18 protein-coding genes and 1 other annotated feature are annotated in these 22953 nt (G+C 43.2%); of the genes, 12 read left to right on the forward strand and 6 right to left on the reverse strand.

Annotated elements, in window-relative coordinates; genetic code table 11:
- Positions 1–131: 131 nt before the first annotated feature.
- Positions 132–1052 carry a carbohydrate kinase family protein gene (locus tag AC25CA_RS05085; RefSeq protein WP_486815967.1) on the forward strand — a complete coding sequence of 307 codons (921 nt, stop codon included), beginning with the start codon at positions 132–134 and terminating at the stop codon, positions 1050–1052.
- Complete coding sequence (locus AC25CA_RS05090; protein WP_486815968.1) at positions 1045–1623, forward strand: xanthine phosphoribosyltransferase; 579 nt, start codon at positions 1045–1047, stop codon at positions 1621–1623. Before AC25CA_RS05085 ends, AC25CA_RS05090 begins: the two co-directional genes overlap by 8 nt.
- 34 nt (positions 1624–1657) lie before the next feature.
- Here AC25CA_RS05090 and AC25CA_RS05095 read toward each other — a convergent pair whose 3' ends face one another.
- The gene (locus tag AC25CA_RS05095; protein ID WP_486815969.1) at positions 1658–2710 is read right to left on the reverse strand and encodes an aldose epimerase family protein; all 1053 of its coding nucleotides are present in this window, start codon (positions 2708–2710) and stop codon (positions 1658–1660) included.
- 266 nt (positions 2711–2976) lie between these two features.
- Here AC25CA_RS05095 and AC25CA_RS05100 point away from each other — a divergent pair, with 266 nt between their 5' ends.
- From AC25CA_RS05100 to AC25CA_RS05110, 3 genes are read left to right on the forward strand one after another with little or no spacing between them, the layout of a single operon-like run.
- Positions 2977–4050: a pyridoxal-phosphate-dependent aminotransferase family protein gene (locus AC25CA_RS05100; RefSeq protein WP_486815970.1), complete on the forward strand. Its 1074-nt coding sequence runs from the start codon at positions 2977–2979 to the stop codon at positions 4048–4050.
- Positions 4051–4062: 12 nt separating this feature from the next.
- Complete coding sequence (locus tag AC25CA_RS05105; RefSeq protein WP_486815971.1) at positions 4063–4965, forward strand: D-2-hydroxyacid dehydrogenase; 903 nt, start codon at positions 4063–4065, stop codon at positions 4963–4965.
- A gap of 12 nt (positions 4966–4977) precedes the next feature.
- Positions 4978–6228 (forward strand): DUF1015 domain-containing protein, encoded by a 1251-nt coding sequence (locus AC25CA_RS05110; protein WP_486815972.1) that lies wholly within the window; start codon positions 4978–4980, stop codon positions 6226–6228.
- 42 nt (positions 6229–6270) lie between these two features.
- On the opposite strand, the gene AC25CA_RS05115 is transcribed toward AC25CA_RS05110, so the two are convergent.
- Positions 6271–7023: an N-acetyltransferase gene (locus tag AC25CA_RS05115; protein ID WP_486815973.1), complete on the reverse strand. Its 753-nt coding sequence runs from the start codon at positions 7021–7023 to the stop codon at positions 6271–6273.
- A 158-nt stretch (positions 7024–7181) separates the two neighbouring features.
- Here AC25CA_RS05115 and AC25CA_RS05120 point away from each other — a divergent pair, with 158 nt between their 5' ends.
- Entirely contained in the window at positions 7182–7475 is a 294-nt protein-coding gene (locus tag AC25CA_RS05120) for an ArsR/SmtB family transcription factor (protein ID WP_486815974.1), read from the forward strand.
- 21 nt (positions 7476–7496) lie between these two features.
- Positions 7497–9977, forward strand: coding sequence for an FAD-dependent oxidoreductase (locus AC25CA_RS05125; protein ID WP_486815975.1), 2481 nt, complete (start codon positions 7497–7499; stop codon positions 9975–9977).
- Positions 9978–10081: 104 nt separating this feature from the next.
- Here AC25CA_RS05125 and AC25CA_RS05130 read toward each other — a convergent pair whose 3' ends face one another.
- The 3 genes from AC25CA_RS05130 to AC25CA_RS05140 form a co-directional block, all read right to left on the reverse strand.
- Entirely contained in the window at positions 10082–11605 is a 1524-nt protein-coding gene (locus AC25CA_RS05130; RefSeq protein WP_486815976.1) for a glutamate synthase-related protein, read from the reverse strand.
- 158 nt (positions 11606–11763) lie between these two features.
- A complete protein-coding gene (locus tag AC25CA_RS05135; RefSeq protein ID WP_486815977.1) occupies positions 11764–12858 on the reverse strand; it encodes a PfkB family carbohydrate kinase in 1095 nt (364 codons plus the stop codon).
- A 196-nt stretch (positions 12859–13054) separates the two neighbouring features.
- Positions 13055–13975: a pseudouridine-5'-phosphate glycosidase gene (locus AC25CA_RS05140; RefSeq protein ID WP_486815978.1), complete on the reverse strand. Its 921-nt coding sequence runs from the start codon at positions 13973–13975 to the stop codon at positions 13055–13057.
- Positions 13976–14221: 246 nt separating this feature from the next.
- On the opposite strand from AC25CA_RS05140, the gene AC25CA_RS05145 reads away from it, so the two are divergent.
- Positions 14222–15388, forward strand: a complete 1167-nt coding sequence (locus AC25CA_RS05145) for an IS110 family RNA-guided transposase (protein WP_486815942.1) — start codon at positions 14222–14224, stop codon at positions 15386–15388.
- A 121-nt stretch (positions 15389–15509) separates the two neighbouring features.
- Here the strand turns inward: AC25CA_RS05145 and AC25CA_RS05150 are convergent, their stop codons facing one another.
- Complete coding sequence (locus AC25CA_RS05150) at positions 15510–16607, reverse strand: PfkB family carbohydrate kinase (protein ID WP_486815979.1); 1098 nt, start codon at positions 16605–16607, stop codon at positions 15510–15512.
- Between the two features lie 126 nt (positions 16608–16733).
- Between AC25CA_RS05150 and AC25CA_RS05155 the strand changes: the two genes are divergently transcribed.
- The 4 genes from AC25CA_RS05155 to ilvA all read left to right on the forward strand — a co-directional run bounded on the left by AC25CA_RS05155 (position 16734) and on the right by ilvA (position 22711).
- Entirely contained in the window at positions 16734–17864 is a 1131-nt protein-coding gene (locus AC25CA_RS05155) for an exonuclease SbcCD subunit D (protein WP_486815981.1), read from the forward strand.
- Positions 17861–20536, forward strand: coding sequence for an AAA family ATPase (locus tag AC25CA_RS05160; protein WP_486815982.1), 2676 nt, complete (start codon positions 17861–17863; stop codon positions 20534–20536). The genes AC25CA_RS05155 and AC25CA_RS05160 overlap by 4 nt, the downstream gene beginning before the upstream one ends.
- Positions 20505–21398 carry a fumarylacetoacetate hydrolase family protein gene (locus AC25CA_RS05165; RefSeq protein ID WP_486815983.1) on the forward strand — a complete coding sequence of 298 codons (894 nt, stop codon included), beginning with the start codon at positions 20505–20507 and terminating at the stop codon, positions 21396–21398. Before AC25CA_RS05160 ends, AC25CA_RS05165 begins: the two co-directional genes overlap by 32 nt.
- Before the next feature lie 119 nt (positions 21399–21517).
- Complete coding sequence (ilvA, locus tag AC25CA_RS05170; RefSeq protein ID WP_486816596.1) at positions 21518–22711, forward strand: threonine ammonia-lyase; 1194 nt, start codon at positions 21518–21520, stop codon at positions 22709–22711.
- Between the two features lie 13 nt (positions 22712–22724).
- Positions 22725–22929, forward strand: a binding site (T-box leader).
- Positions 22930–22953: the final 24 nt, after the last annotated feature.

The following is a 22953-nucleotide window of genomic DNA, read 5'->3' on the forward strand; positions in this document are numbered from 1 at the left end:
GCAACTTATAGATTGAAAGAGTGACTAGCGAAAGGCTTTGCTTGATGGAGGTTAGACGAGAAATGCCTTGAATGATTCTTAGCCTGGGATATGGTTTCATGGTATACTAAATAGACTAATAGGAGGTGCTTATGGGAAATCGAATTGTGGTCATTGGTGGCGCTAATTTAGACCTAGTTGGCCGTTCACGTCTAGCATATCGCTCCGAGGATTCAAATCCAGGCAGTGTAAAAATGAGCCCGGGAGGAGTAGGAAGAAATATTGCCGAAAATCTTTCGCGTTTGGGCGCGGAGGTTGTTTTTTTATCAGCAATTGGGCAGGACCCCCAGGGTCAATTGGTGGCCCAGGCCACGGAAGCGGTTGGAGTTAACCTTCAGCATGTGCTGCGTACCGACTGTGGAACGTCTACCTATCTTTGCATTTTGGATGAAAAGGGCGAGATGGTGGGTGCCATTAATGAGATGGAACCCATAGAAGCGGTGACGGCAGGGGTGATCCGTGGATGGAAATCAGTGATTGCTTCAGCGGATCTCTGTGTGATCGATTTGAATCTTTCGGAGTCAGCCATTGAAGCATTCTTTTCAATAAAAGGAGAGGTTCCAGTATTTGTGGATCCGGTATCTTGTGCCAAGGCAGAGAAGATACGCCCCTATCTTTCACAGGTAGCGGGAATTAAACCGAATCGTTTGGAAGCCGGAGTATTAACGGGTTTGTTTTCACAAGATCCTACTGTATTGGGGAAGGCTTTGCTTGACTTAGGGGTAGGTGAGGTGGTATTGTCGGATGGTGCCAATGGTGTTTATTGTTTTGGGGACAGGCAGCCATTGCATTGCCCGATTAAGCCAGTTGAGGTGGTTAATGTTACGGGTGCCGGGGATGCCTTTATGGCAGCCTGGGTATGGAGCTTATTTAGTTGGAAAGAGTGGATGAAACGTTGTCGATTTGCTATGGCGGCATCGACCTTGACCATTGGATCAGAAGAAACAATTTATCCGGCTCTGTCTTTCGAGGCAGTCGTGAAAAGAGAGAGGGAGTTGTGGGGAAATGAATAAAGCATTGGAAATCCGTGTAGAGCGGGATGGCGTTGTTGCAGACGGAGAAATTCTAAAGGTAGACAGTTTTATTAATCATCAGGTGGATCCATCCTTTTTGAATCTGGCGGGACGAGAATTCTTTGCGCGGTTTAAGAATGAAGGTATTACTAAAATTCTAACCATTGAGGCGAGTGGAATTGCCATTGCGGCCATTGCTGCACAATACTTTGATGTGCCTTTTGTTTTTGCAAAAAAGATGGAGTCCTTGAATTTGGATCCGGACACCTTTGAAACCGATGTTTTTTCCTATACCAAGGGAAAAGGATATAAGGTGCGGGTTGCCAAGAAGTTTTTGACTGCTGATGACAAAATACTGATTTTGGATGATTTTCTCGCTCGTGGGGAAGCTGCATTGGGCTTGGTGCGACTGTGTCGACAGGCTGGTGCCAAGGTTGGTGGAATTGGAATCTTAATTGAAAAGAGTTTTCAAGAAGGTGCTGGACGGATTGAACAAGAAGATATTCGCTTGGAATCTTTAGTCCGGATTGCCGGTTTCGAAGATGGGAAAGTTATATTTAAGCAAGACTAAAGGCGTGGAATTTTCCACGCCTTGTTTTTTTTGCTTATTTTTTGATGCCGAATTGATAAATGGTTTTGCTTTGGTAGTGTTCTTCGGGCTTGAGAATAATGGAAGCCGCATTTTTGTTATGAATTGCATCTGGAAAGGCTTGTGTTTCAAAGCAAATGCCTTCGTAGTCATGAGGCCGTTTTCCATGGTTTAATGGTTCATCGGGCAGGCTACTTAGATAATTTCCCGTGTAAACGACAAGGGTCCTCTCTGTCGTGGTAATAGCCATTGTTCTGCCGCTATGTGGGTCGGTGATTGTAACTTGTGGTTTTTCTTCTTTTAAACAGAAGGGATGATCGAAGCCTTTACCGTAGGAAAGCTGTTGGTTTTTTTCCTGTAGGGCATGACCGATTCTTCGCTCAACTCTAAAATCAAAAGGCGTGTTGTCGACGGGGCGAATTACGGTAGGAACTACATCTTGGTCAATTTGGCCGTAATGATCGGCATGAATGGTCAGCAGATGATCGTCGATGGTTGTATTCGGTTTCCCTGAAAGGTTGAAGTAGCTATGGTTGGTTAGGGTAACCGGCGTCGCCTGGTCCGTTGTTGCGTGGTAGTCAATGATCAGGGCATTTTCTTTGGTGATGGTATAGGTAACTTCTAGATCTAAGTTGCCGGGGAAGCCCTCTTCCATATGGGGACTTCGGCGCTTTAAAATGACGCCGCAGCTTTCTTTGGTTTCGAAGGGTTCTACATGGTAAACTTGGAAAGCAAAACCATGCGTACCGCCGTGGAGGCAAGACTGCTTGTTGTTTTGCGCCAAGGTGTAGGATTTGTTGTTTAGGGTGAACTTTCCTTGACTGATTCTACCCGCTACGCGGCCCGTGAGGGCACCTAAATGGGGCGAAAAGGTTTCGTAAGGTCGCAGATAATTATAGCCTAAAACGACGTTCTGAACGCTTCCATTTCGATCGGGTGCTAGGATCTCGGTAATGACTCCGCCGAAAGATAAAACTGTAACAGAATACTGGTCTTCACCGATCAAATGATAGGCGTAAATGGCTTGACCATTTTCACTTGTTCCAAATAATTTGACTTGTACATTCATGAACTCACCGCTTTCTTGATTGAATAAAGAAACTAGGCTCAGTATATCATAATGGATGGCTTGAGAAAAAATGGGAATCCATTACAGACGGACAAACGTTTTCACGATGGAGACATTGAAAGTTTGTTAAAAAAAAGTAACAGGAAAACGTTCTATTTTGTTAATAGGCGCTTTTCTTAATTGTCAGACAAATTTTACTATGTTAGACTAAGTTCGTAGGAAATATTACAAATAAATAAGGGAATTGTTAAAAGGAGGAAACGTCCATGCACAAGAAATTATTTATTCCAGGACCAGTTGATGTACGACCTGAGGTACTTGAGCAAATGTCGAAGCCGATGATTGGTCATCGATCAAAGGAAGCTTCTCATTTACAACGAAGAATTTCAGATAATTTACGTAAACTCTTTTACACAGAGAATGAGATCTTATTATCCACCACATCAGGTAGTGGATTAATGGAGGGTTCCATTCGTTCCTGTACGAAAAAACGAGCGGCTTGTTTTTCAGTTGGCGCTTTCGGTACTCGTTGGTATGATATGGCGATTGCCAATCATGTTCCTGCAGATTTGTACGCATCAGAGCTAGGCCAGCCGACAACGGTCGAAATGGTTGATGAGGCCTTAGCGACAGGTAAATACGATTTGATTACAGTGACACATAATGAAACATCCACTGGGATTATGAACCCAGTAGCTGAAATTGGCGCATTACTTAAAGAAAAATATCCAGAAGTGATCTTCTGTGTGGATGCAGTCTCTTCGGCAGCCGGCTATAAGATCGAAGTGGATGCCTGGGGAATTGATGTATGTATTACATCGACGCAAAAAGCCTTGGGATTACCACCAGGATTAGCAATTTGTACCTTTAGTCAAAAGGCATATGAGTCTGCCAAGCAAGTTGAATTCCGTGGTTTCTATCTTGATTTGGTAAAATTGTACGATACGATTCAAAAGAAAGACTATCAATATCCGTCAACACCATCTCTTTCTCATATGTATGCTTTGGATTATCAATTGCAGTGCATTATGGAAGAGGGCTTAGATCAACGATTTGCACGACATGCTGAAATGGCTGATTATATTCGTGCTTGGGCGGAGAAAAACTTCGAATTGTTCGCACCGGAAGGGTTCCGTTCCAATACCGTTACTGCTATTAAAAACACCAAAGAAATCTCTGTTGTCGGCTTGAACAAGGAATTGGCACGTCGCGGCTATGCGGTTTCAAACGGTTATGGAAAGATGAAGGAAAAAACATTCCGAATCGCCCATATGGCAGACTACAAAATTCAAGATTTGCAAGAATTGATTAAGCAAATCGATGATATTCTTGGACTATAAGGAGGCACTTATATGGCAAAGATCTTAGTAACGGATGGCATGGACAAAGCGGGTATTGGAACGCTAAAAGCCCTAGGCCATACTGTAGATGAACAATTTTATGAGTTGGATGCGCTAAAAGAGATCATTGGTGATTACGATTGTATTGTTGTTCGATCTGCGACAAAAGTGCGTGAGGCTTTAATTGATATTGCAGCAAAAGGCAAGTTGAAATTAATCATTCGTGGTGGTGTTGGTGTCGATAATATCGACGTACAATACGCAGAGAGCAAAGGCATTAAGGTTCGCAACACGCCTAAAGCCTCCAGTGCATCTGTTGCGGAATTGGCTATCGGCCATATGTTCAGTTTGGCTCGTCATCTGTATATTTCTAATGTAACCATGAGAAACGGCGAGTGGAACAAGAAACAATACAAGGGAATCGAATTGGCTGGCAAGACATTGGGTTTGATTGGTTCTGGTCGTATTGGGTTGGAAACTGCCAAGCGTGCGGATGCTTTGGGTATGAAAGTCGTTTATATCAACCATAAGAATCATGAGGTTGATGGCCCGTGGACCATGGTGACCAAGGATGAATTGCTGGGACGATCTGATTTTGTCTCTTTGCATATGCCATTTATCAAAGAAGAAGGTCCTGCAATTGGGGAAGCTGAATTTGCGAAAATGAAAGACGGCGTCTATCTAGTGAACTGTGCCCGCGGCGGCGTTGTAGACGAGGCGGCTTTGCTGGCAGCTTTGGATTCCGGCAAGGTAGCGGCAGCGGCGGTTGACGTATATGAAGTGGAACCAACAAAGAACGAGGCGCTTTATTCTCATCCAAAAGTATCCATGACACCACATATCGGTGCATCTACTTCTGAAGCGCAAAAGCGTATTGGTGAAGAGATTGTGGACCTTGTAAAAGAAGTTCTATAAAAGGAGGAAGCTATGGCAATTGTAAAACCATTTAAAGGGCTTCGTCCCGCAGTAGATAAGGTGGAAGAAGTAGCAAGTTTGCCTTATGATGTAATGAACCGCCAAGAAGCCAAGGAGATGGCAAAAGGTAAAGACTGGTCTTTCCTTCATGTCGTTCGTCCCGAGATTGATTTGCCAGATGAGGTGGATCTACATGATGATTCAGCTTATGCCAAGGCAAGAGAAAATCTTGACTTGTTTCAAGCAGAAGGCGTTTTGGTTCAAGATCAAGAACCGGTTTATTATATCTATCGACAATTGATGTTTGGTCGTGTTCAAACTGGAATTGTGGCATGTACATCCATCGATGAGTATATGAATGAAACTATAAAAAAACATGAATTCACACGACCGGAAAAAGAGCAGGATCGTATTCGTAATTTTGATACCTGTGATGCCAATACGGCACCGATTTTCTTGACCTATCGTCGTCATGAGGTCATTCATCAAGCGACCAATGAGTGGATTAAGTTTAATCGTCCGATTTACCAATTTACTTCAGAAGATGATATTCAACATATCGTGTGGAAAATTGACGAGGCTGAAGTTGTAGCTGAGATCCAAAAGGCATTCAATGAGGTGGAATACTTATATATCGCCGATGGTCATCATCGTTCGGCATCCTCTGTAAAAGTAGGCATGAAGCGTCGGGAACAATTCCCGAACTTCACTGGCGAAGAGGAGTTCAACTTCTTTATGAGTGTTATTTTCCCAGATGAAGATCTATTTATTATGGATTACAACCGAGTGGTGGAAGACTTGAATGGGGCGTCCAAAGAAGAGTTCTTGAAAGCCATTGAGAAGGATTTCGAGGTTCAAGCACTAGCGACTGACGGACCGTATCATCCAAAGAAAAAACACGAAGTGGGCATGATTCTAGATGGCAAGTGGTATCGATTGACCATGAAGGCCGGCAGCTTTGATGCCGCCGATCCGGTGGGAAGCTTGGACTGCGCAATCTTGCAGGATAATCTTTTGCAGCCGATTTTGGGGATCGAAGATCCAAGAACCAGCAATCGCATTCAATTTATTGGCGGGATTCGGGGCTTGGAAGAGTTGGAGAGTCGCGTAGCTAGAGATATGGCTGTAGGCTTTGCCATGTATCCGACAACCATTGTAGACTTGATTGATGTGGCCGACGCAGGACGCGTGATGCCGCCAAAATCAACCTGGTTCGAACCTAAATTACGAAGTGGTTTGTTTGTACACAAACTAGGAGAATAAATGAAACTTCCAAGCGATTGAAACATTCGCTTGGAAGTTTTTTTATGATTCAAAGCTTGCTAAGAGTTTCTTTAAATAGTTTTCATTCAAAAGGTGCACGGTTTGGAAAGTTCCTTTATAGAATACTGCCCAATTATTAAAGATGCTAGGCATCTTTTTGGCTTTTTCCAAGGAATCGATTGGAATTAAATCCAAGGGGATATGGTGTTTGCTGCAGTAGTTTTCGATCTGTTTGATGCAATTTGGGATACAGGGACATTGAGGACTAAAAAAAATGGTCAAGTTTTGACTGTCGATTTTTTGTTCTTTTGCTCTCTTTGTGATTCGAGGTCGTGAACCATCGAAAGACAGAGCAAGGAGTTCGTAATCTGGATCTGCAGTGTCAGCAACAAAAAACCCTTGTTTGATCAAAAATTTTTTATCCGATAAAAATGGCTTCTTTTTCTTTGAACTGAGAATACAGATGCCAGATTTGTTTTGCGATTTTGCATCTTCGATGCATTGGCGGAGGAGTTCTTTTGCATATCCTTGTCCTTTGAACTTTCCAGAGACCCAGAGGCAGTAAATATACAAATAATTCTCTCCGACAATTGGGGTCCAGGCTGTTTCTAGGGGAGCATATTCAATAAATACCTTTCCACGTACATTCAGTTTTCGAAAGATATGGCCTTCTTGGACTCGGTCTGCAAGCCATTTTTTCTTCTCTGCTACACCTATTTGATGCTTTTTGTCAGCAAGTGCGCAACAAAGATGTTCCTGGTCCAAATTAATTGTGTCTATCGTTATAAAATCCAAAAGAGCCTCCTCCATATAATTGGTAATTTCAGTATAGCATAGCAGAGAGGCGTATAAGATTATCACGAGTGGAAAAAAAGACTTGCAAAACCCATCATCATATTATAATATAATAATATGACAGTGTGTTAAGTAGTTAACAATGTAGGAGGAGTTTTATGATTGATATCACCGATCAGAACACGGTTGTGGAAAAGGCGGAGATAATCAAAGCAATTTCCAACCCGGTTCGTTTATGCATGGTAAGAAATTTGATTGCCAATCATGGTGCGAATGTCTCGACGATTCAGGGGTGCCTAGGTGCTTCTCAGTCCTCGGTGTCTCAACACTTGGCGAAACTAAAGTCGCTGAAGATAGTTGAAGCGAGACGACAAGGGAAAGAAATGTTCTACTATGTGACAAGTGATGAAGTTTGCCGCATTGTGGAAATCTTATTTGATGAAAATAAATAAAAAAAATAGGGAGGAAATATCATGGCGAAAAAAGTTTTAATTGTCGGCGGAGTTGCCGGCGGAGCGAGTACAGCTGCACGACTTCGACGAATGGATGAGCAAGCAGAAATTATTATGTTTGAACGAGGAGAATTTATCTCCTTTGCAAACTGTGGATTGCCTTATTACATCGGGGGTGCAATTGAAGAGCGTTCTGCACTTTTACTGCAAACACCGGAGGCGTTTAAAAATCGTTTTGAAATTGAAGTTCGCGTTTGGAACGAGGTTACAGATATTGACCGTGAGAAAAAAGAAATTACGGTGAAGAAGGTTCAAACTGGCGAGACTTATACAGAAAATTATGACGTTCTTGTTTTATCTCCAGGATCTACGCCGTTGCGTCCGCCAATTCCTGGAATTGACGCCCCAAATATTTTGTCACTTTGGAATATTCCTGATACCGATAAAATAAAAGCGTTTGTAGATGAAAAGAAACCTGCGCGCGCAGCCGTAATCGGTGGCGGATTTATTGGGATTGAAATGGCTGAAAACCTTCATGATCGTGGTATTGATGTAGCGGTTGTTGAAATGGCTGACCAGGTCATGGCCCCAGTGGATTATGACATGGCACAACATCTTCACCGCCATATCGATCAAAAAGGTGTTCGTCTTTACTTGGGTGACGGTGTTGATCATTTCGAGCAAAATGGCGAAGTCACAAATATTGTATTGAAGAGCGGTAAAATTGTGGAAGCGGATTTGGTCATTCTTTCTATTGGCATTCGTCCAAATGGAGAGTTGGCTAAAATTGCTGGCCTTGAAACCAACCGACGCGGTGGAATCGTGGTAGACGAGTTTATGCGCACAGCAGACAAGAGCGTTTACGCCTTAGGTGATGCGGTTGAAGTGATTGACTTTAACACCAAAGAACAAACCATGGTGCCTTTGGCGGGCCCAGCCAACAAGCAGGGACGTATTGTAGCAAACAATATCTGCGGATGGGAAGAGCCGTACAAGGGAACGATGGGAACGTCCATTGCCAAGGTATTTGACATGACCGTTGCATCAACAGGCTTGAATGAAAAGACCTTGTGGAAAATGGGCAAGAAAGTACGGGAAGACTATCGAGCAACAATTATTATGCCAAAATCTCATGCAGGCTACTATCCAGGTGCACGCCCTATGTTTCTAAAAGCACTTTTTGACCTTGATGGTAAGGTATTGGGCGCACAAATCGTTGGCTATGATGGCGTTGACAAACGAATAGATGTCATTGCGACAGCCATGAAATTTGGAGCAAGCATTTATGATTTAAAAGAACTGGAATTGGCTTATGCACCGCCATTCTCTTCTGCAAAAGACCCAGTAAATATGGCTGGTTTCTCGGCAGAAAATATTCTACGTGGCGACATGGACAATATTTTATATCATGAGATGGATGATCTGGATATGTCAAAGACAACCATCTTGGATGTTCGTACTTCTGCAGAACGTGAGCTTGGCTTTATACCTGATTCAGTAAATATTCCTGTGGATGACCTTCGGAGTCGATTGAAAGAGTTGGATAAAGGAAAAGAGGTTGTCGTATATTGCGCCGTAGGTATTCGTGCCTATATTGCAACACGTATTCTGAAAGCCAATGGGTTTGAAGTGAAGAACTATGCTGGTGGATACAATCATTATGGTTGTGTGCATTGCAAGCATGAGGGAAGTCTCGGCGGAAACATTGATTGTGCATGTGGCAATGATGAATCCGTAGAAGACAGCGGGGATTCTCATAGGCCTGAGGCCGCCGATTTAACACAAGCCATTAAAGTAAATGCAGTTGGACTTCAATGTCCGGGACCACTTCTTCAAATGGCACATCGTTTAGATGAAGCCAATGATGGTGAAATTTTTGCAATCCATGCATCGGACCCCGGTTTTCCAGCTGATGCGAAAGCATGGTGCAAGAAAACAGGAAGCCAGTTTATCAAAGAAGATATGGTTGATAAAAACTTTGTTGCCTATATTCAAAAGGGACAAGCCAAGTCACAAATCGCGGGTCAAGTTTATAACGACAGTACCATGGTTGTTTTCTCCGAAGATTTGGACAAGGCATTGGCGGCATTCATTATCGCCAATGGCGCAGCGGCCATGGGCCGAAAAGTCACCATGTTTTTCACCTTCTGGGGATTGAATGTCTTGAGAAAGCACGATCCGGTTCCTGTGAAAAAAGGACTTATCGAGAGCATGTTTGGAATGATGATGCCGCGTGGAACACAAAAGCTTGGATTGTCGAAGATGAACATGGGTGGCATGGGTTCTGCCATGATGAAAAAAGTCATGAAAGACAAGAATGTGAACACCTTGGATGAGTTGATCGCAGAAGCAAAACGCAACGGCGTGAACATGATTGCGTGTACCATGTCCATGGATATCATGGGATTGACGAAAGAAGAGTTGGTGGATGGAATTGATTATGCCGGTGTTGGAACCTACATGGGTGCGGTTGATTCTTCAAACCACAATATCTTTGTATAAACGAAGGTAAAATGATAACCGCCCCTTCAGACAAGAGTTGTTTAAACTCGTCTGAAGGGGCGGTTTTTATAGGTGAAAAAAGCATTTTTTAAATTAATTTGAACTTAATCGATGAACCATTTATTGGTCATTAAATCACGTGCATCCCGGGTCAAGGGGATGAGGTCGCTTTGATTGAAGAGGGAACAATCGAATTTGCGGTTCAAGGCAGCGAAGTGACGAATACCAAAGGCCAGCTTGTTTAGATAAGAGAAAACACCGATGGCACCGGTGGGGAATGAATTGGCTTCTGTACCATATAGGGAGCGTAAATCTGCAAGGTCTGTGAATATTTCTTCGACACTGGAACCAAATGCTTGAAATTGTTTGGGAATATTTCCCGTTTGAATTTGCATGCCGATGGTTTTTCCAGTCATAGCAGCTGCCATGGCTGCCCGACAATAACCGACAGCTTTAATATGACCGTTTCCATAGGCAAGGGCTTTGAAAGCCTGGTCTTCGCTGGCAAATCCACCGGTGATGACCAGAGCAGGCAGGGGAAGTCCTTCTGCTTTTAAGTTTTCGCTAATCCTAACAATAGCATCTTCTAGACAAACCGTGGGCAGACACCATTCATTCATCATCTTGGAAGGGCTATATCCCGAACCGCCTCCGGCCCCGTCAAAGGTAACCATGTCGACTTTTTCGGCACAGGCGATTCGCAAGACGCGTTCGATGTCCTTGCGATCGTAGCCCGCCATTTTAAAGTAAATGTTTTTAGCGCCCATGTCTCGAAGCTCAGCAATTCTTATTTTAATGGAATTCTCTGTCCAGAGGGGCAGACGACCATAAGTATAGAAGTTTGGGCATATGCCGTCCCGATAGGCTTTTTGCACGTCCGGGTCACTGGGGTCTGGATGAACCAGGGTGCCAATGGCTTGTTTTGCCAAGGCGGTTTGCAGATCTTTGATCAAAACAACCGGCTGGGTTCCCTTTGCACCCTGGCCAAATTTTATTTCAATGGCCTCAGCCTTATATTTTTTAAGAGCCAGTTCTGGAATGCCTAAAAGATCATCTTCCAAATTGGATTGTAACACGATTTGTCCATAACCACGATCGTATTGGTTGAAGCAATCGATAGCTTCTTTAATCAAAGGGGATTCAATAGCTTTTCCGTTTTCAATGACTGCATTCTTGTCGTTATGAATGGCACCTTCACCGATAAAGCAGGTGATACCGGCCATGGCTGCACCAGAGAAATAGTCTTGCCAATTCAGTTTGATTAGCGCTGGCAGTGTCAGGGGCAAGGCCAATTTTACGGGATGGTTATATCCGTAGGTCTGCTCAAGGTTTACATTGAAAATTGTCGCTGTTTCATTGTGTTCTTTCGCGCCTCGGGCACCGAAAACTCGACCGTTGATGTTGAAGTGTGAATAGTCGATGGGGTAGTCCTTTTCTGATGCAATTTGATTGGTCCCCGTTGTAGTTGGATAAACGGTTCGTTTCCCTAGGACTGCCGATTGTGCAATCTCGCAGGTGCCGTTACAATCTTCTGTACAGAAGGAGCACATTCCCGATTGAGGGGAAATATACGAACTACGGTTCTTGGCAAAAGTGAATCCTGAGCTTAGTTTTGGTGAATAAGTCATAAAACCCTCCTTTAATTGAAAATACGGATCGATCGCTTTACTTATTTAGTATAAACTTCTTTCTGAATTTTGTTAATCCTTTCATTAGGATTCTGCCTCATTACAAGGAAAGAGGGAAGTAAAAAAAGCTGCAATCCAATTGGATTGCAGCTTGTGTTTTATAGGTTTGTTTCCTTCAACGCATCCATGACGAAATCATAGGTGAGAAGTGGGTTAACGGATTCACGTGATTTTGCTGTTGAGTCAGCCATCGCAATGGCGAATTTCGTTAACAACTCAGGTTTCATATCTTTTATTGTTCCAAAGATGATTCCTGCCATAAAGGCATCGGCAGTTCCGCTGATGCTTTTGGAAACCAGCATATTTGTTTTGATATATCCATCCAATTTTGCGCGGCTGTCGTTAAAGTAAACGCCTTTGCCTGCATGGGTGATATATACGCGGCGAACGCCTTTTTCAATTAGTTCTTTACCGCCGGCAATAATGTCTTTTCTTGTCTTCAGTTCACGACCTAGAATCAATCCAGCTTCTCGTGCATTGATGCGAAGGGTATGAATTTGATTTAAATGTTCAGTAATTTGATGAACATCTGTAGAGATTGGTGACATATAAATGTCTTTTCGCTTGTAATTTTGGAAGATGTAGTCGATCACACCGTCATCAAATCCGGTATCCAATGAAATGATTTTTGCATTTCGAAGGATCTGTGATTTTGAATTAATAAATTCTGGAGTCATTTCTTCCAAAATCTTCATATCGGCAAATGCGTGTACTTGGTGATTCTTTTCATCTAGAATCGCCATATAGGTGGAAGCACGTCCATTTTCTACGATCAAGAAATCATCGGTGGAGATACCCACTTTGTGACAATGATCCATGATAAAATGGCTCCGCCCGTCTCCGCCAATGCAAGAAACAAATTTGACTCGGGTACCGAGGCGAATGAGGTTCTCGGTGATATTACGGCCAACACCGCCGGCAGATTCTTTGACTTGGCCAAAATTAAAGCCTCCACAGCTGACTTCTGTATTACTGAAGCCCTGTACATCAAAGTTTGTGGCACCGATCACAGCAACGTAGATATTGTCGTCAAGGACATATCCTTTGCCCTTGATATAGCCCTTAAGCATTAAGTTGCGAATATGAACAGCAACAGAAGATCTTGTAATTCCCAATTTTTCTGCGAGATCCTTCTGCTTGATCATCGGATTCTGTTCAATCAGTTGAAGCAATTGACGTTCACGATTAGTCATAGGACACCTCTTTCTTTAGTAAACATATTTTTTGTTGAATTTAATTTCATCTATTATTATACCGTAATCCATAAACACGTGCAAGGAATTTGGATATGTTTTCGAATTATTCATATTTATCTAAACCAAAATGCAAGACCAAGTTTCTAAACAAAAAAAAGAGCCCTAGTGGGCTCTTTGTGAACGTTCAAGGCTCTTATTTCGCATATGCTTTTGCAATTTTTGCACCAATTCGGGAATTGTTGTAAACCAACTCTAGGTTGGAAGCCAAGCTTTTTCCTTGAGTCGCACCAAATAAGTGCTTCAAAAGATAGGGTGTTACTTCCTTGCCTTTGATTCCATCAATCTCGGATTGAGCCAGGGCTTTTTCGATTTCACCTGTGATATAGGCTTGGTCCATTTCAGCTTCAAGAGGGATAGGATTAGCGATCACGACACCACCCTTGATGCCAAGATTCCATTTAGCTGTAAGGAAAGCAGCAACGGTTTCTGGATCATCCATGCGTTCGTCGACGCCAAATCCGCTGGAACGTGTATAGAATGCTGGAAAATCATCACTTCCATATCCGATCACAGGAACGCCTTTTGTTTCTAAAACTTCTAAGGTCAGACCGATATCGAGGATAGATTTTGCTCCAGCACAGATCACTGCAACACTTGTTTTCGATAATTCTTCCAAGTCGGCTGAGATATCAAAGGTATCTTGTGCCTTGCGATGAACGCCACCGATACCACCTGTGGCGAAGATTGAGATGCCCGCCATTTCGCTGATGATCATGGTTGCGGCTACTGTAGTTGCTCCATCTTTTCCGTTGGCTACGACCATGGCAAGATCACGGCGGCTGACTTTTCGAATGCCTTTTTCAGTGCCGAAGTATTCCAGCTCATCGTAGGAAAGACCAACCTTGATTCTTCCTTTAATTATGGCAATGGTTGCTGGAATTGCACCTTCTTCACGAATGATTTCTTCACAACGACGTGCACATTCCACGTTTAAAGGATATTCCATCCCATGAGAAATGATAGTTGATTCTAGGGCAACAACTGGTTTTCCAGTGTCTAGGGCTTCTTGAATTTCTGGAAGGATATCGATATACTGCATAAGTTTTTTATTCATTGTTTTCTCCTTGTATAGTGAACTTGTAGTCAAACTACGAGTTCAAGATTTTTTCTTATATACTGAATATAGTGTTGTGGATTGGTGTGTTCTCCTATAGCTTTGACTATTTTTTTAAGGCTCCAACCACATATCTATGTTCTTTTGTTTATGAGTTAGATAACGCTAGACGTTTTATCTCGGGCAAGGATACATAACATAGAATCATGTGGAACCACAACTCAAATAATGAAAGGATGTGTTTTTATGATTTATGTTGGCATCGATGTTGCCAAAGACAAGCACGATTGCTTTATCGTAAACTCGGATGGTGAAGTTATCAAAGATGTTTTTACTTTCAAGAACAATTTGGAAGGTTTCACGCAGTTTTTCTCTGCGATCCCCGATGTTCCTTTGGACAAAATAAAGGTGGGACTAGAAGCTACTGGTCATTACAGCATTAATCTCACGAATTTCATTAGCAATCATCACCTACCACTAGTAATTCTCAATCCGCTTCAAACCAACCTTTTCAGAAAAGCTCAAACGCTTAGAAAAAGCAAAACGGACAAGATCGATGCTAAACTTATCGCTTTAATGTTGCAAACGGGTAACTTCGAATCCCACACAAATTTATCATATCATCTGGCAGAATTAAAGTCACTCACTCGACATAAATCTAGAATTAAAGAAAATCTCTCCAAGTATAAAATTTCACTGGTACGAATGACAGATATTATGTTTCCAGAACTTGCTTCGGTTGTTTATTCGATCAATCAAACGTCGACCTATGCGATTCTAAGAGCTTTCCCGTCTACACAAGCGATTGCTTCTGCTCACCTTACCAAACTCACAACCCTACTGCATCATGCGTCTCATGGCAAATATGGCAAAATTAAGGCACTTGAAATCCGACAAGCTGCGAGAATATCCATTGGCTCTGAGAGCCGTGCACTCAGCTTTGAACTCATCCAGATCGTGCACTTTATTGAATACTACAAGCAAGAAATTGCTCAGATTGATAAAGAGATCAAATCTATCATGGATGAATTGGAAAGCCCGATCCTGAGCTTCCCAGGTATCTCTTATGGATTGGGATCTATCATCCTAGCTGAGGTTGGCGATATTCGAAGATTCTCTTCTCCAGCTAAGCTGCTAGCCTTTGCTGGTCTGGAGCCCTCCACTCATGAATCAGGAAAATTTGTGGGATCGAACATGAGAATGGTAAAACGCGGGTCACCATATTTGCGATGGGCACTTCTTGAAGCTGCTAGACTCGTTGCTATGAGAGACCAAACTTTTAAAGACTATTATCAGAAAAAGAAAGCTGAAGGTAAGCATCATTATGTTGCTCTGTCTCATGTCGCAAAAAAACTTGTCCGTGTTCTTTACCACATTTTAGTCAATAATCTAACTTTTCAACCTCAAATTTAGTTATACCCATCGTCAATCTCATCCAGGAGTAGTTTGCTACTTCTAATTTGGTGTGCAAATTTTCTTGTTTCAATTCTTATGATAAATTACTCGAATTCTACTTGACTTCATATAGTTAGTCTTAAAATAATTCTCTCATTTTTTGATAAGTTCGATCATAGGTGATTTGCGGGTTGACCGTTTGCTCTGCTTCTAGGGTCAAAAGGGAAAGTGCGGTTGCGAATTTTGGAATTTGATCTTCGCGCATGCATTTGATTGTACCATAAATGACACCAGCCATAAAGGCATCGCCAGCGCCTGTGACGCTTCCGATCTTGTCTGCTTTTGCGCGAACCCATCCGATCTGCAGATCGTCATAGCTACATTTTCGATAAACACCCTTGGAGCCGTATGTGATAAAGACACGTTTGACTCCTTTTTTTATCAAGACTTCTGCTGCTTTTTGCGCATCTTTCATGGTGCGAATGGTCATGTCTGCTAGGAATGCAGCCTCTAAAATGTTGCATTTCAGGGTGTGAATCTTGCTGAGATGTTTTTTAATTCGCGGTGCGCGGTTTACGCTGACCGCATCCACAAAGAAATTGCTCTTGGGATACTCTGTAAATATCATATCAATGATTGTAGTGGAAAGTCCTGTATCCAAAAAGAGGATATTGGAATTTTTGATATAGCTATTCTTGCTACGGATAAATTCTGGTGTTAATTCATCCATAATGCTCATATCATTAATTGCCAGCAACATCTCTCGTTGATCGTCCAAGATTGCCATATAAGTAGAAGCGTTCTTATTTTCTACAATCATAAAATGACTGGTATCGATTCCGATTTGATTACATTCATTGAGAAGATAGGTGCTATTTTGATCTCCACCCGTTACGGAAATCAATTTTGTTTCTTGGCCCAAGCGGGTTAGGTTTTCAGTCACATTGCGACCGACGCCGCCCATGCTTAACCGAATTTGACCGATATTCGAGTCGCTGCCAACAACTTTGTTGCTTGAAAACCCTTGAATGTCTACATTGGAAGAGCCAATGACCATTACATAATGATTCTGCTCTAAGACATACCCTTTTCCTTTGATATAGCCTTTTTGCGTGAGATTGCGGATATGGACCGCAACAGAGGACCGTGTGATTTGCAATCGGCTTGCTAAATCTTTTTGCATAATCATTGGATTCTCTTCGAGGATTTTTAAAATTTGCCGTTCTCGATTTGTCAAAACTCTGCCTCCTGACGTAATATTATTATAATGTTTAGTCGGTAAACATATGACTAATTGATTTTATTATAATCCATCCCTATTTCATTTGCAATAGGCTATAATAAAATGTATGGAGGGATGAGCATGAAGGGCATACATACAGCGGATTGGCATTTGGGAAAGGTTGTGCACGGTCAATCTTTTTTGCAGGAACAAAGAGAACAGATTCAAAGGATAACGCGATTGATTGAGGAGGAATCCGTTGATTTCGTTATGATTAGTGGTGATCTTTTTGATCGAGCCATTCCCCCTGTGGAAGCACTTGTATTATGGGAATCGGTCTTGGAAGAGTGGGTCGAAGAACTGGGCATTCAGGTCTTCGTTATTGCAGGTAATCATGACAGCGCTATTCGTCTATCCTTTGCAAATCGATTTTTGGGAAAACAAGGCGTGAGTATATTGGGTGATTTTTCTCGTTTCTTTACTCCCTTGGAAGTCATTCATGACAAAGAACGTATACAGGTGTACTTTTTGCCGTACTTGGATACGGCTTATCTACGAGAAATATTAGAAACTCCTCAAGAACGGTCAAGAGAAGTGCTCTTGCGATCGGCGGTAGAGCGGATTCAAGAGACGTGGGACCCAAAAGCCTTTCATCTATTGCTGGCACATGAGTTTTTATTGGGCGGATCTGTTAGTGATTCCGAACGCCCTTTAAGTGTAGGCGGCAGTCAGGCAATTCCCTATCGGGTATTTGAGGATTTTGATTATGTGGCCCTGGGTCATTTGCATCGTGCACAGCGGATTGGGAAAGATCATATTCGGTATGCGGGCGCCTTGTATCCCTATTCCTTTTCGGAAGCAGGGCGGGTACCATCGGTTGAACTTTTGTATTTTGGGGAGGCTGGCTCCTTTGAACGAGAAAAAATAGAGATCAAACCTGAGCGGACCTTACGGGTGGTGGAAGGCCGACTAGACGAGGTCTTGGCTCTTCCTTCATCCGAGGATTACCTCTGTGTACGCATTGAAAACAAGGAAGTTATATTGGATTTAATGGGGAAATTGCGGGAATGGTTTCCTAATACCCTTCGGGTAGAACGGGGGCAGACTGGAGAGGCGGAAAGGAAAGAAGATATTTTGATTCGAGAAGTGGAAACACCTTTAGAATTATTTACTTCCTTTTTTACAGAGATGACGGGTGATGACTTGCTTTCATCACAGACTGCCTATTTGCATGGAATGTTGGATGGCAGGGAAGGGGAGGATAAAGCATGAAGCTTATTGAATTAGACTTGATTGGATTTGGTCCCTTTGCAAAGCGAACTAAGATTGACTTTCAGCTCTTTCAGGCAGCGCCGATTCTATTGATTCATGGCCAAACTGGCGCGGGAAAAACCAGTGTCCTCGATGCCATCACCTATGCTTTTTACGGGCGAGCCAGTGGGATGGACGGGCGAACGCCAGATACATTAAGAAGTCAACTGATTGAAGAGTCGGACGAGACCGAAGTGCAATTGATCTTTGAATTGCGAGGCCAGCGATATCGGGTGAATCGTAGCCCCGAGTATCTGCGGAAAAAGAGACGGGGAGACGGGTGGATCAAAGAGAGTCCTAGAGCTGTGTTTGAAGCTTGGGAGTCGGATCACTGGGTGCCGAAGGCAACCCGGACTCAGGGTGTAAATCAAGCCATTGAAGAGAAACTGGGGTTTTCTTACGAACAATTTACTCAAGTATTGATTCTTCCTCAGGGAAAATTCCGTCAGATCTTGATTGCCGACTCCAGTCAGCGACGGGATATTTTCAGGCAATTATTTCGCACTGGCGATATGGAATGGATTCAGTTGCGTCTACGGGAAGATACGGCGAAGATGCGAAAAGAAATTGAGACCAGAAAGATTCGTTTGGAGGAACTTTTTGGACAGATTGAATCCTTTAATCAAGGAAACGCCTCTTCTGAGACACTAGACTCTACTGGGATCATTGCATCAAAAGAAAACGTGAATCCCTTAGAAGTCGTAAGAAAACAGGTGGAGCGTCATCGAAGTGAGTTGAAGGAAATAGAAACAAAGCTTGCCAGTGATCGGGATAAGTTAAAGGAAAGTCGAGAACTAAGAGAGTTGGCAATCCAGGCGGAGCAAGTGAGAAATGATTTGGAATCTTGGGAAAATCGATTGGCAGCTTTGTTGGGAAAAGGACAAGAGGTCGAGGGGATGACGGTCGTTCGCGATCGCGGGGAAAGAGCACTTGGAATACAAAAAAGCAGAGATGATTTGCTACAATCCAAGACCAGAAAAAGTGAAGTGGAAAATAGGCTGCAAGTGGTTCAAAGAGAATGGAAAGAACTGTTAGACAAACGGAAGGAACTCTCTAGCCAGGAAGTGGTTCAGGCATCCATCGAGAGCCTGCAGACAAAGATTCGCGGGAAAAAAGATCAGGAAAAATTACTAGCGCGAGCATTGAAAATTCAAAAAGAAAATTGTGTTCTTCAAGAAAAAGTGAAGGCAATTAAAGCTGATATTGTTGTTCGTGAGAAACAAAAAGTAGAGGCAGAGGAAAGTTTGACCCTGATTCTCGAGAAAATCAGACAGGAGAAAGCCTACGATTTCGCCAAGGATTTACAGGCAGAGCAAGCGTGTCCGGTTTGTGGAAGTCTTCATCATCCCAGGTTGGCACAGCCGCAGAATCTGGATCCATCGGAGGAAGTGATGGCCCGGAAACGAGTTCAGCAGAGCGATTTGGCCTTGCGTACGGTGATGGACTCTTATCAACTTCCAGCAGAGAAGCTTGCAAAACTGCAAGGGGAGGAAGAAGGAATTCAGTCGCAGTTGAAGGGGCTTGATGGCCTTGGAACGCAGTCGGCGGCAGATTTGGAATCGGAAGAACGTTCCTTTCAAAAGCAGATGAATGCGGTCCGTGCCATGGACAAGAACTGGGCGAGGATTACAGGTCAATTGGAAGTGATGGAGATTCAACAAAGGGAATTGGCTGAGGAGACGATACAGCTTCAGCAGACTTGGGATAAAGCGCTGAAACAAAGCGGATTTGTTACAGAAGCCTCGTATGCGGATGCTGTCCGCTCTTATGAAGAGCTTCAAGGAATGAATCGAAAACTACAACAATATCAATTGGACCTAGCGGAGGCCAAGCGAAAGGTTGATACCCTAAAAAAAGAGGTTGAAGACAAGTATTCAAAACCGATTAGGGTTGCTGATCAAGAAATAATTGTAGAAGAGTGGACCCGAATTGTCGAAGAAGAGGCGCAGGCTTTAGCGGAAGAAATTGCCCGTTGGAAAAATGAAAAAAAGATTTTAGTTCGGCTTGAAACAGCATCGGTTGAATTAGAAGAAATCGAGACGAAATTCGGATCTTTGGCGTGGATGTCCAATGTTGCTTCGGGGAAAAATGCAAAGGGCATGGATTTTGAACAATATGTTCTTAGGCGCTATCTGCAGGAGGTTTTATTGGTAGCCAATCAACGGCTTGAAATTTTAACCGATGGTCGTTTTGAATTGCATATGCAGGAGGAACGAAGGGACAAGCGCAAGCGTTTTGGTCTGGATCTTGATGTCTTTGATTTTTATACTGGGGATCGGCGACCCGTGGGATCCTTGTCTGGAGGAGAGAGTTTTAAGGCAAGTTTGGCTATGGCTTTGGCCCTTTCTGATGTGGTGCGCGCCTTTTCCGGCGGCATTGAATTGGAAACGTTATTTATCGACGAGGGATTTGGCAGTCTAGATTCTGCTTCTTTGGATCAAGCGGTGGAAGTATTGGTGGATCTGAAGCAGCAGAATCGACTGGTGGGTATTATTTCCCATGTTCCTGAATTGAAGGAACGAATTGACAATCGGATTGAAGTGATAAAAAATAGAGGGAAGCAAGGAAGTCGGATTCGCATCCATCTTCCAGGAGGAGGAAATGATGAAGCTATGCCGGTATCGAACCAATGATGGAATACAGTTTGGTCTTGTGAACAAGGCGGAAACAGGCATCTTGCGGCTATCGAGATTTGGGATTGAAGGCGACGGAATGAAAGCGATAATAGATGCCTTTTTCGGCCCGATGAAGCTTGATCGGACGATGCTTAAAGCAGCACTGGATGAGGCTGGGGATGACTTGATGGAGAATGTGGAACTTTTGGCTCCTGTCGATCAGCCACCGGGAAGAATTATCTGCTTGGGGAAAAACTATCGTGACCATGCCAATGAAGTGAAATCTTTTTTAGGCAAGCAGGGCGGTGTGCCGACTGCACCGATTTATTTTGGAAAGATGGTCAATCGAATTATGGGACATGATGAAATATTGAAGGTAGATTTATCCAATGGATGTGAGTTGGATTATGAGGTGGAAATGGCCTTGTTCATTGGAAAAGAGGGGACCAATATTACTCCCGAAGAGGCGGAGGCTCATATTTTTGCCTATACGGTGGTTAATGATTTGACGGACCGCGCAGCCCAGCGCCGGCATGAGCAATGGTTGAAGGGTAAGTCCATCGACAACACCTTCCCCATGGGCGCATTTTTACTTTTAGCGGATACAATGGAGTTCCCACCAAACCGAAAAATCCGATCATTTGTTAATGGAGAACTACGACAAGAAGCAAGTACAGATTACTTGATTTTTTCAATTGAAGAGATTTTGTCAGACTTGTCGAAAAACTTCACTTTATATCCTGGAGATATCATTTTAACAGGAACTCCTGCCGGTGTAGGTATGGGATTCACACCGCCGAAAGCCTTGCAGTCAGGGGATTGTGTGGATTGTGAGATCGAAGGGATTGGCTGGCTGAAAAATCGAATCGAAGGAATTTAATTATAAAGAAGGAAACCGAAAATCGGTTTCCTTCTTATTTGCCGTTTGACAAGGACTGCTTCCTTGGTTATAATTTCATTTAAACTTTACTGTAATGAGGAGGTAGGCGTTTGGATTCAGTGAAACGAATAGAAGAAGCAAGAGAAAATTTGCGCGGCATCATTCATTCGACACCAGTCATCTACAGTGAATACTTTAGTGAGATGAGCGGCAACGAGGTGTATATTAAGCCGGAAAATTATCAAAAAACGGGTGCCTTTAAGATTCGCGGAGCCTATAATCGGATCTCGAAATTGACAGATGAGGAACGAGCCTGTGGTGTTATTTGTTCTTCGGCTGGTAATCATGCCCAGGGTGTTGCCTATGCAGCACAGCAGTTGGGTGTGCAGGCAACCATTGTTATGCCTAATGTCACTCCATTGATCAAAATCGAAGCAACCCGTAGCTACGGTGCGGAAGTAATTGTACATGGAGAGGTCTACGACGATGCATACGCGGAGGCGAGACGGATTCAAAAAGAAACTGGAGCCGTGTTTATTCATCCCTTTGATGATTGGGATGTTGTTTATGGACAAGGTACCATCGGTCTCGAGATCCTCGAGGATGTGGAAGATGTGGATATTGTGCTGGTTCCTGTAGGTGGCGGTGGATTGATTTCTGGCATATGCCTCGCAATCAAAGAAAATAATCCCAATGTACGCATTATTGGTGTCGAACCGGAAGGGGCGCAGACCCTGGGGCATTCAATTCGTAAGAAATCAATTGTACAATTGGAAGTGGTATCAACGGTTGCAGAGGGTGTGGCGGTGAGAACACCGGGCAAAAAAGCCTTTAAAATTGTGCAGGAATATGTAGATGAAATGATCACCATTGATGATCGAGAATTGCTGGAGATCTTTACAATTTTGATTGAAAAGCATAAGATGATCGCAGAAACGGCAGGCATACTTCCCTTGGCAGCCTTGAAGAAATTGAAGGTTTGGGGAAAAAAGATCGTATGTGTGGTCAGCGGTGGTAATATCGATGTGGTGAATGTATCAGAAATGATCAATCGTTCTTTAATCAGTCGAGGCAGGCTTTTCTGTTTTACCTTGGAATTGCCGGACAAGCCGGGTGAACTTTTAAATATTTCGAAAATCCTTGCGGAAGCAAATGCAAATATCGTGAAGATTGAGCACAATCAGTTTAAAACCCTGGATCGATTGATGCGTGTCGCATTGGAATTGACGGTTGAAACCAACGGTCAAGCTCATATTGCTAGTGTAATGAAAGAGTTAGAAGCGCAGGGATATTCCTTGCAGCGCGTATATTAAGCATAATAATTTATGCTGGGCTATGATGGAGAGCCTAAGGGTAAAAGAATTCACAGCGAGTCGATGGTTGGTGTAAATCGACAGTTCTTGACCTTAGTACTCCCTCCGGAGCTGGATTCTTGAATGAAGTAGAGGATCCCGGGTATTCCCGTTAAAAAAACACGAGTGGCTCGAAAGAGCAACTAGGGTGGTACCGCGGAAACTTGTCCGTCCCTTTTGGGGACGGGCTTTTTTTATACCTA

The sequence above is a fragment of the Gottschalkiaceae bacterium SANA genome, from assembly GCA_036323355.1.
Lineage (GTDB): Bacteria > Bacillota > Clostridia > Tissierellales > GPF-1 > GPF-1.

Excerpts from the sequence above, each read along its gene's own strand:
- AC25CA_RS05085 (WP_486815967.1), top strand. The coding sequence starts at position 132 with ATGGGAAATCGAATTGTGGTCATTGGTGGCGCTAATTTAGACCTAGTT.
- AC25CA_RS05090 (WP_486815968.1), top strand. The coding sequence starts at position 1,045 with ATGAATAAAGCATTGGAAATCCGTGTAGAGCGGGATGGCGTTGTTGCA.
- AC25CA_RS05095 (WP_486815969.1), bottom strand. The coding sequence starts at position 2,710 with ATGAATGTACAAGTCAAATTATTTGGAACAAGTGAAAATGGTCAAGCC.
- AC25CA_RS05100 (WP_486815970.1), top strand. The coding sequence starts at position 2,977 with ATGCACAAGAAATTATTTATTCCAGGACCAGTTGATGTACGACCTGAG.
- AC25CA_RS05105 (WP_486815971.1), top strand. The coding sequence starts at position 4,063 with ATGGCAAAGATCTTAGTAACGGATGGCATGGACAAAGCGGGTATTGGA.
- AC25CA_RS05110 (WP_486815972.1), top strand. The coding sequence starts at position 4,978 with ATGGCAATTGTAAAACCATTTAAAGGGCTTCGTCCCGCAGTAGATAAG.
- AC25CA_RS05120 (WP_486815974.1), top strand. The coding sequence starts at position 7,182 with ATGATTGATATCACCGATCAGAACACGGTTGTGGAAAAGGCGGAGATA.
- AC25CA_RS05125 (WP_486815975.1), top strand. The coding sequence starts at position 7,497 with ATGGCGAAAAAAGTTTTAATTGTCGGCGGAGTTGCCGGCGGAGCGAGT.
- AC25CA_RS05130 (WP_486815976.1), bottom strand. The coding sequence starts at position 11,605 with ATGACTTATTCACCAAAACTAAGCTCAGGATTCACTTTTGCCAAGAAC.
- AC25CA_RS05135 (WP_486815977.1), bottom strand. The coding sequence starts at position 12,858 with ATGACTAATCGTGAACGTCAATTGCTTCAACTGATTGAACAGAATCCG.
- AC25CA_RS05140 (WP_486815978.1), bottom strand. The coding sequence starts at position 13,975 with ATGAATAAAAAACTTATGCAGTATATCGATATCCTTCCAGAAATTCAA.
- AC25CA_RS05145 (WP_486815942.1), top strand. The coding sequence starts at position 14,222 with ATGATTTATGTTGGCATCGATGTTGCCAAAGACAAGCACGATTGCTTT.
- AC25CA_RS05155 (WP_486815981.1), top strand. The coding sequence starts at position 16,734 with ATGAAGGGCATACATACAGCGGATTGGCATTTGGGAAAGGTTGTGCAC.
- AC25CA_RS05160 (WP_486815982.1), top strand. The coding sequence starts at position 17,861 with ATGAAGCTTATTGAATTAGACTTGATTGGATTTGGTCCCTTTGCAAAG.
- AC25CA_RS05165 (WP_486815983.1), top strand. The coding sequence starts at position 20,505 with ATGATGAAGCTATGCCGGTATCGAACCAATGATGGAATACAGTTTGGT.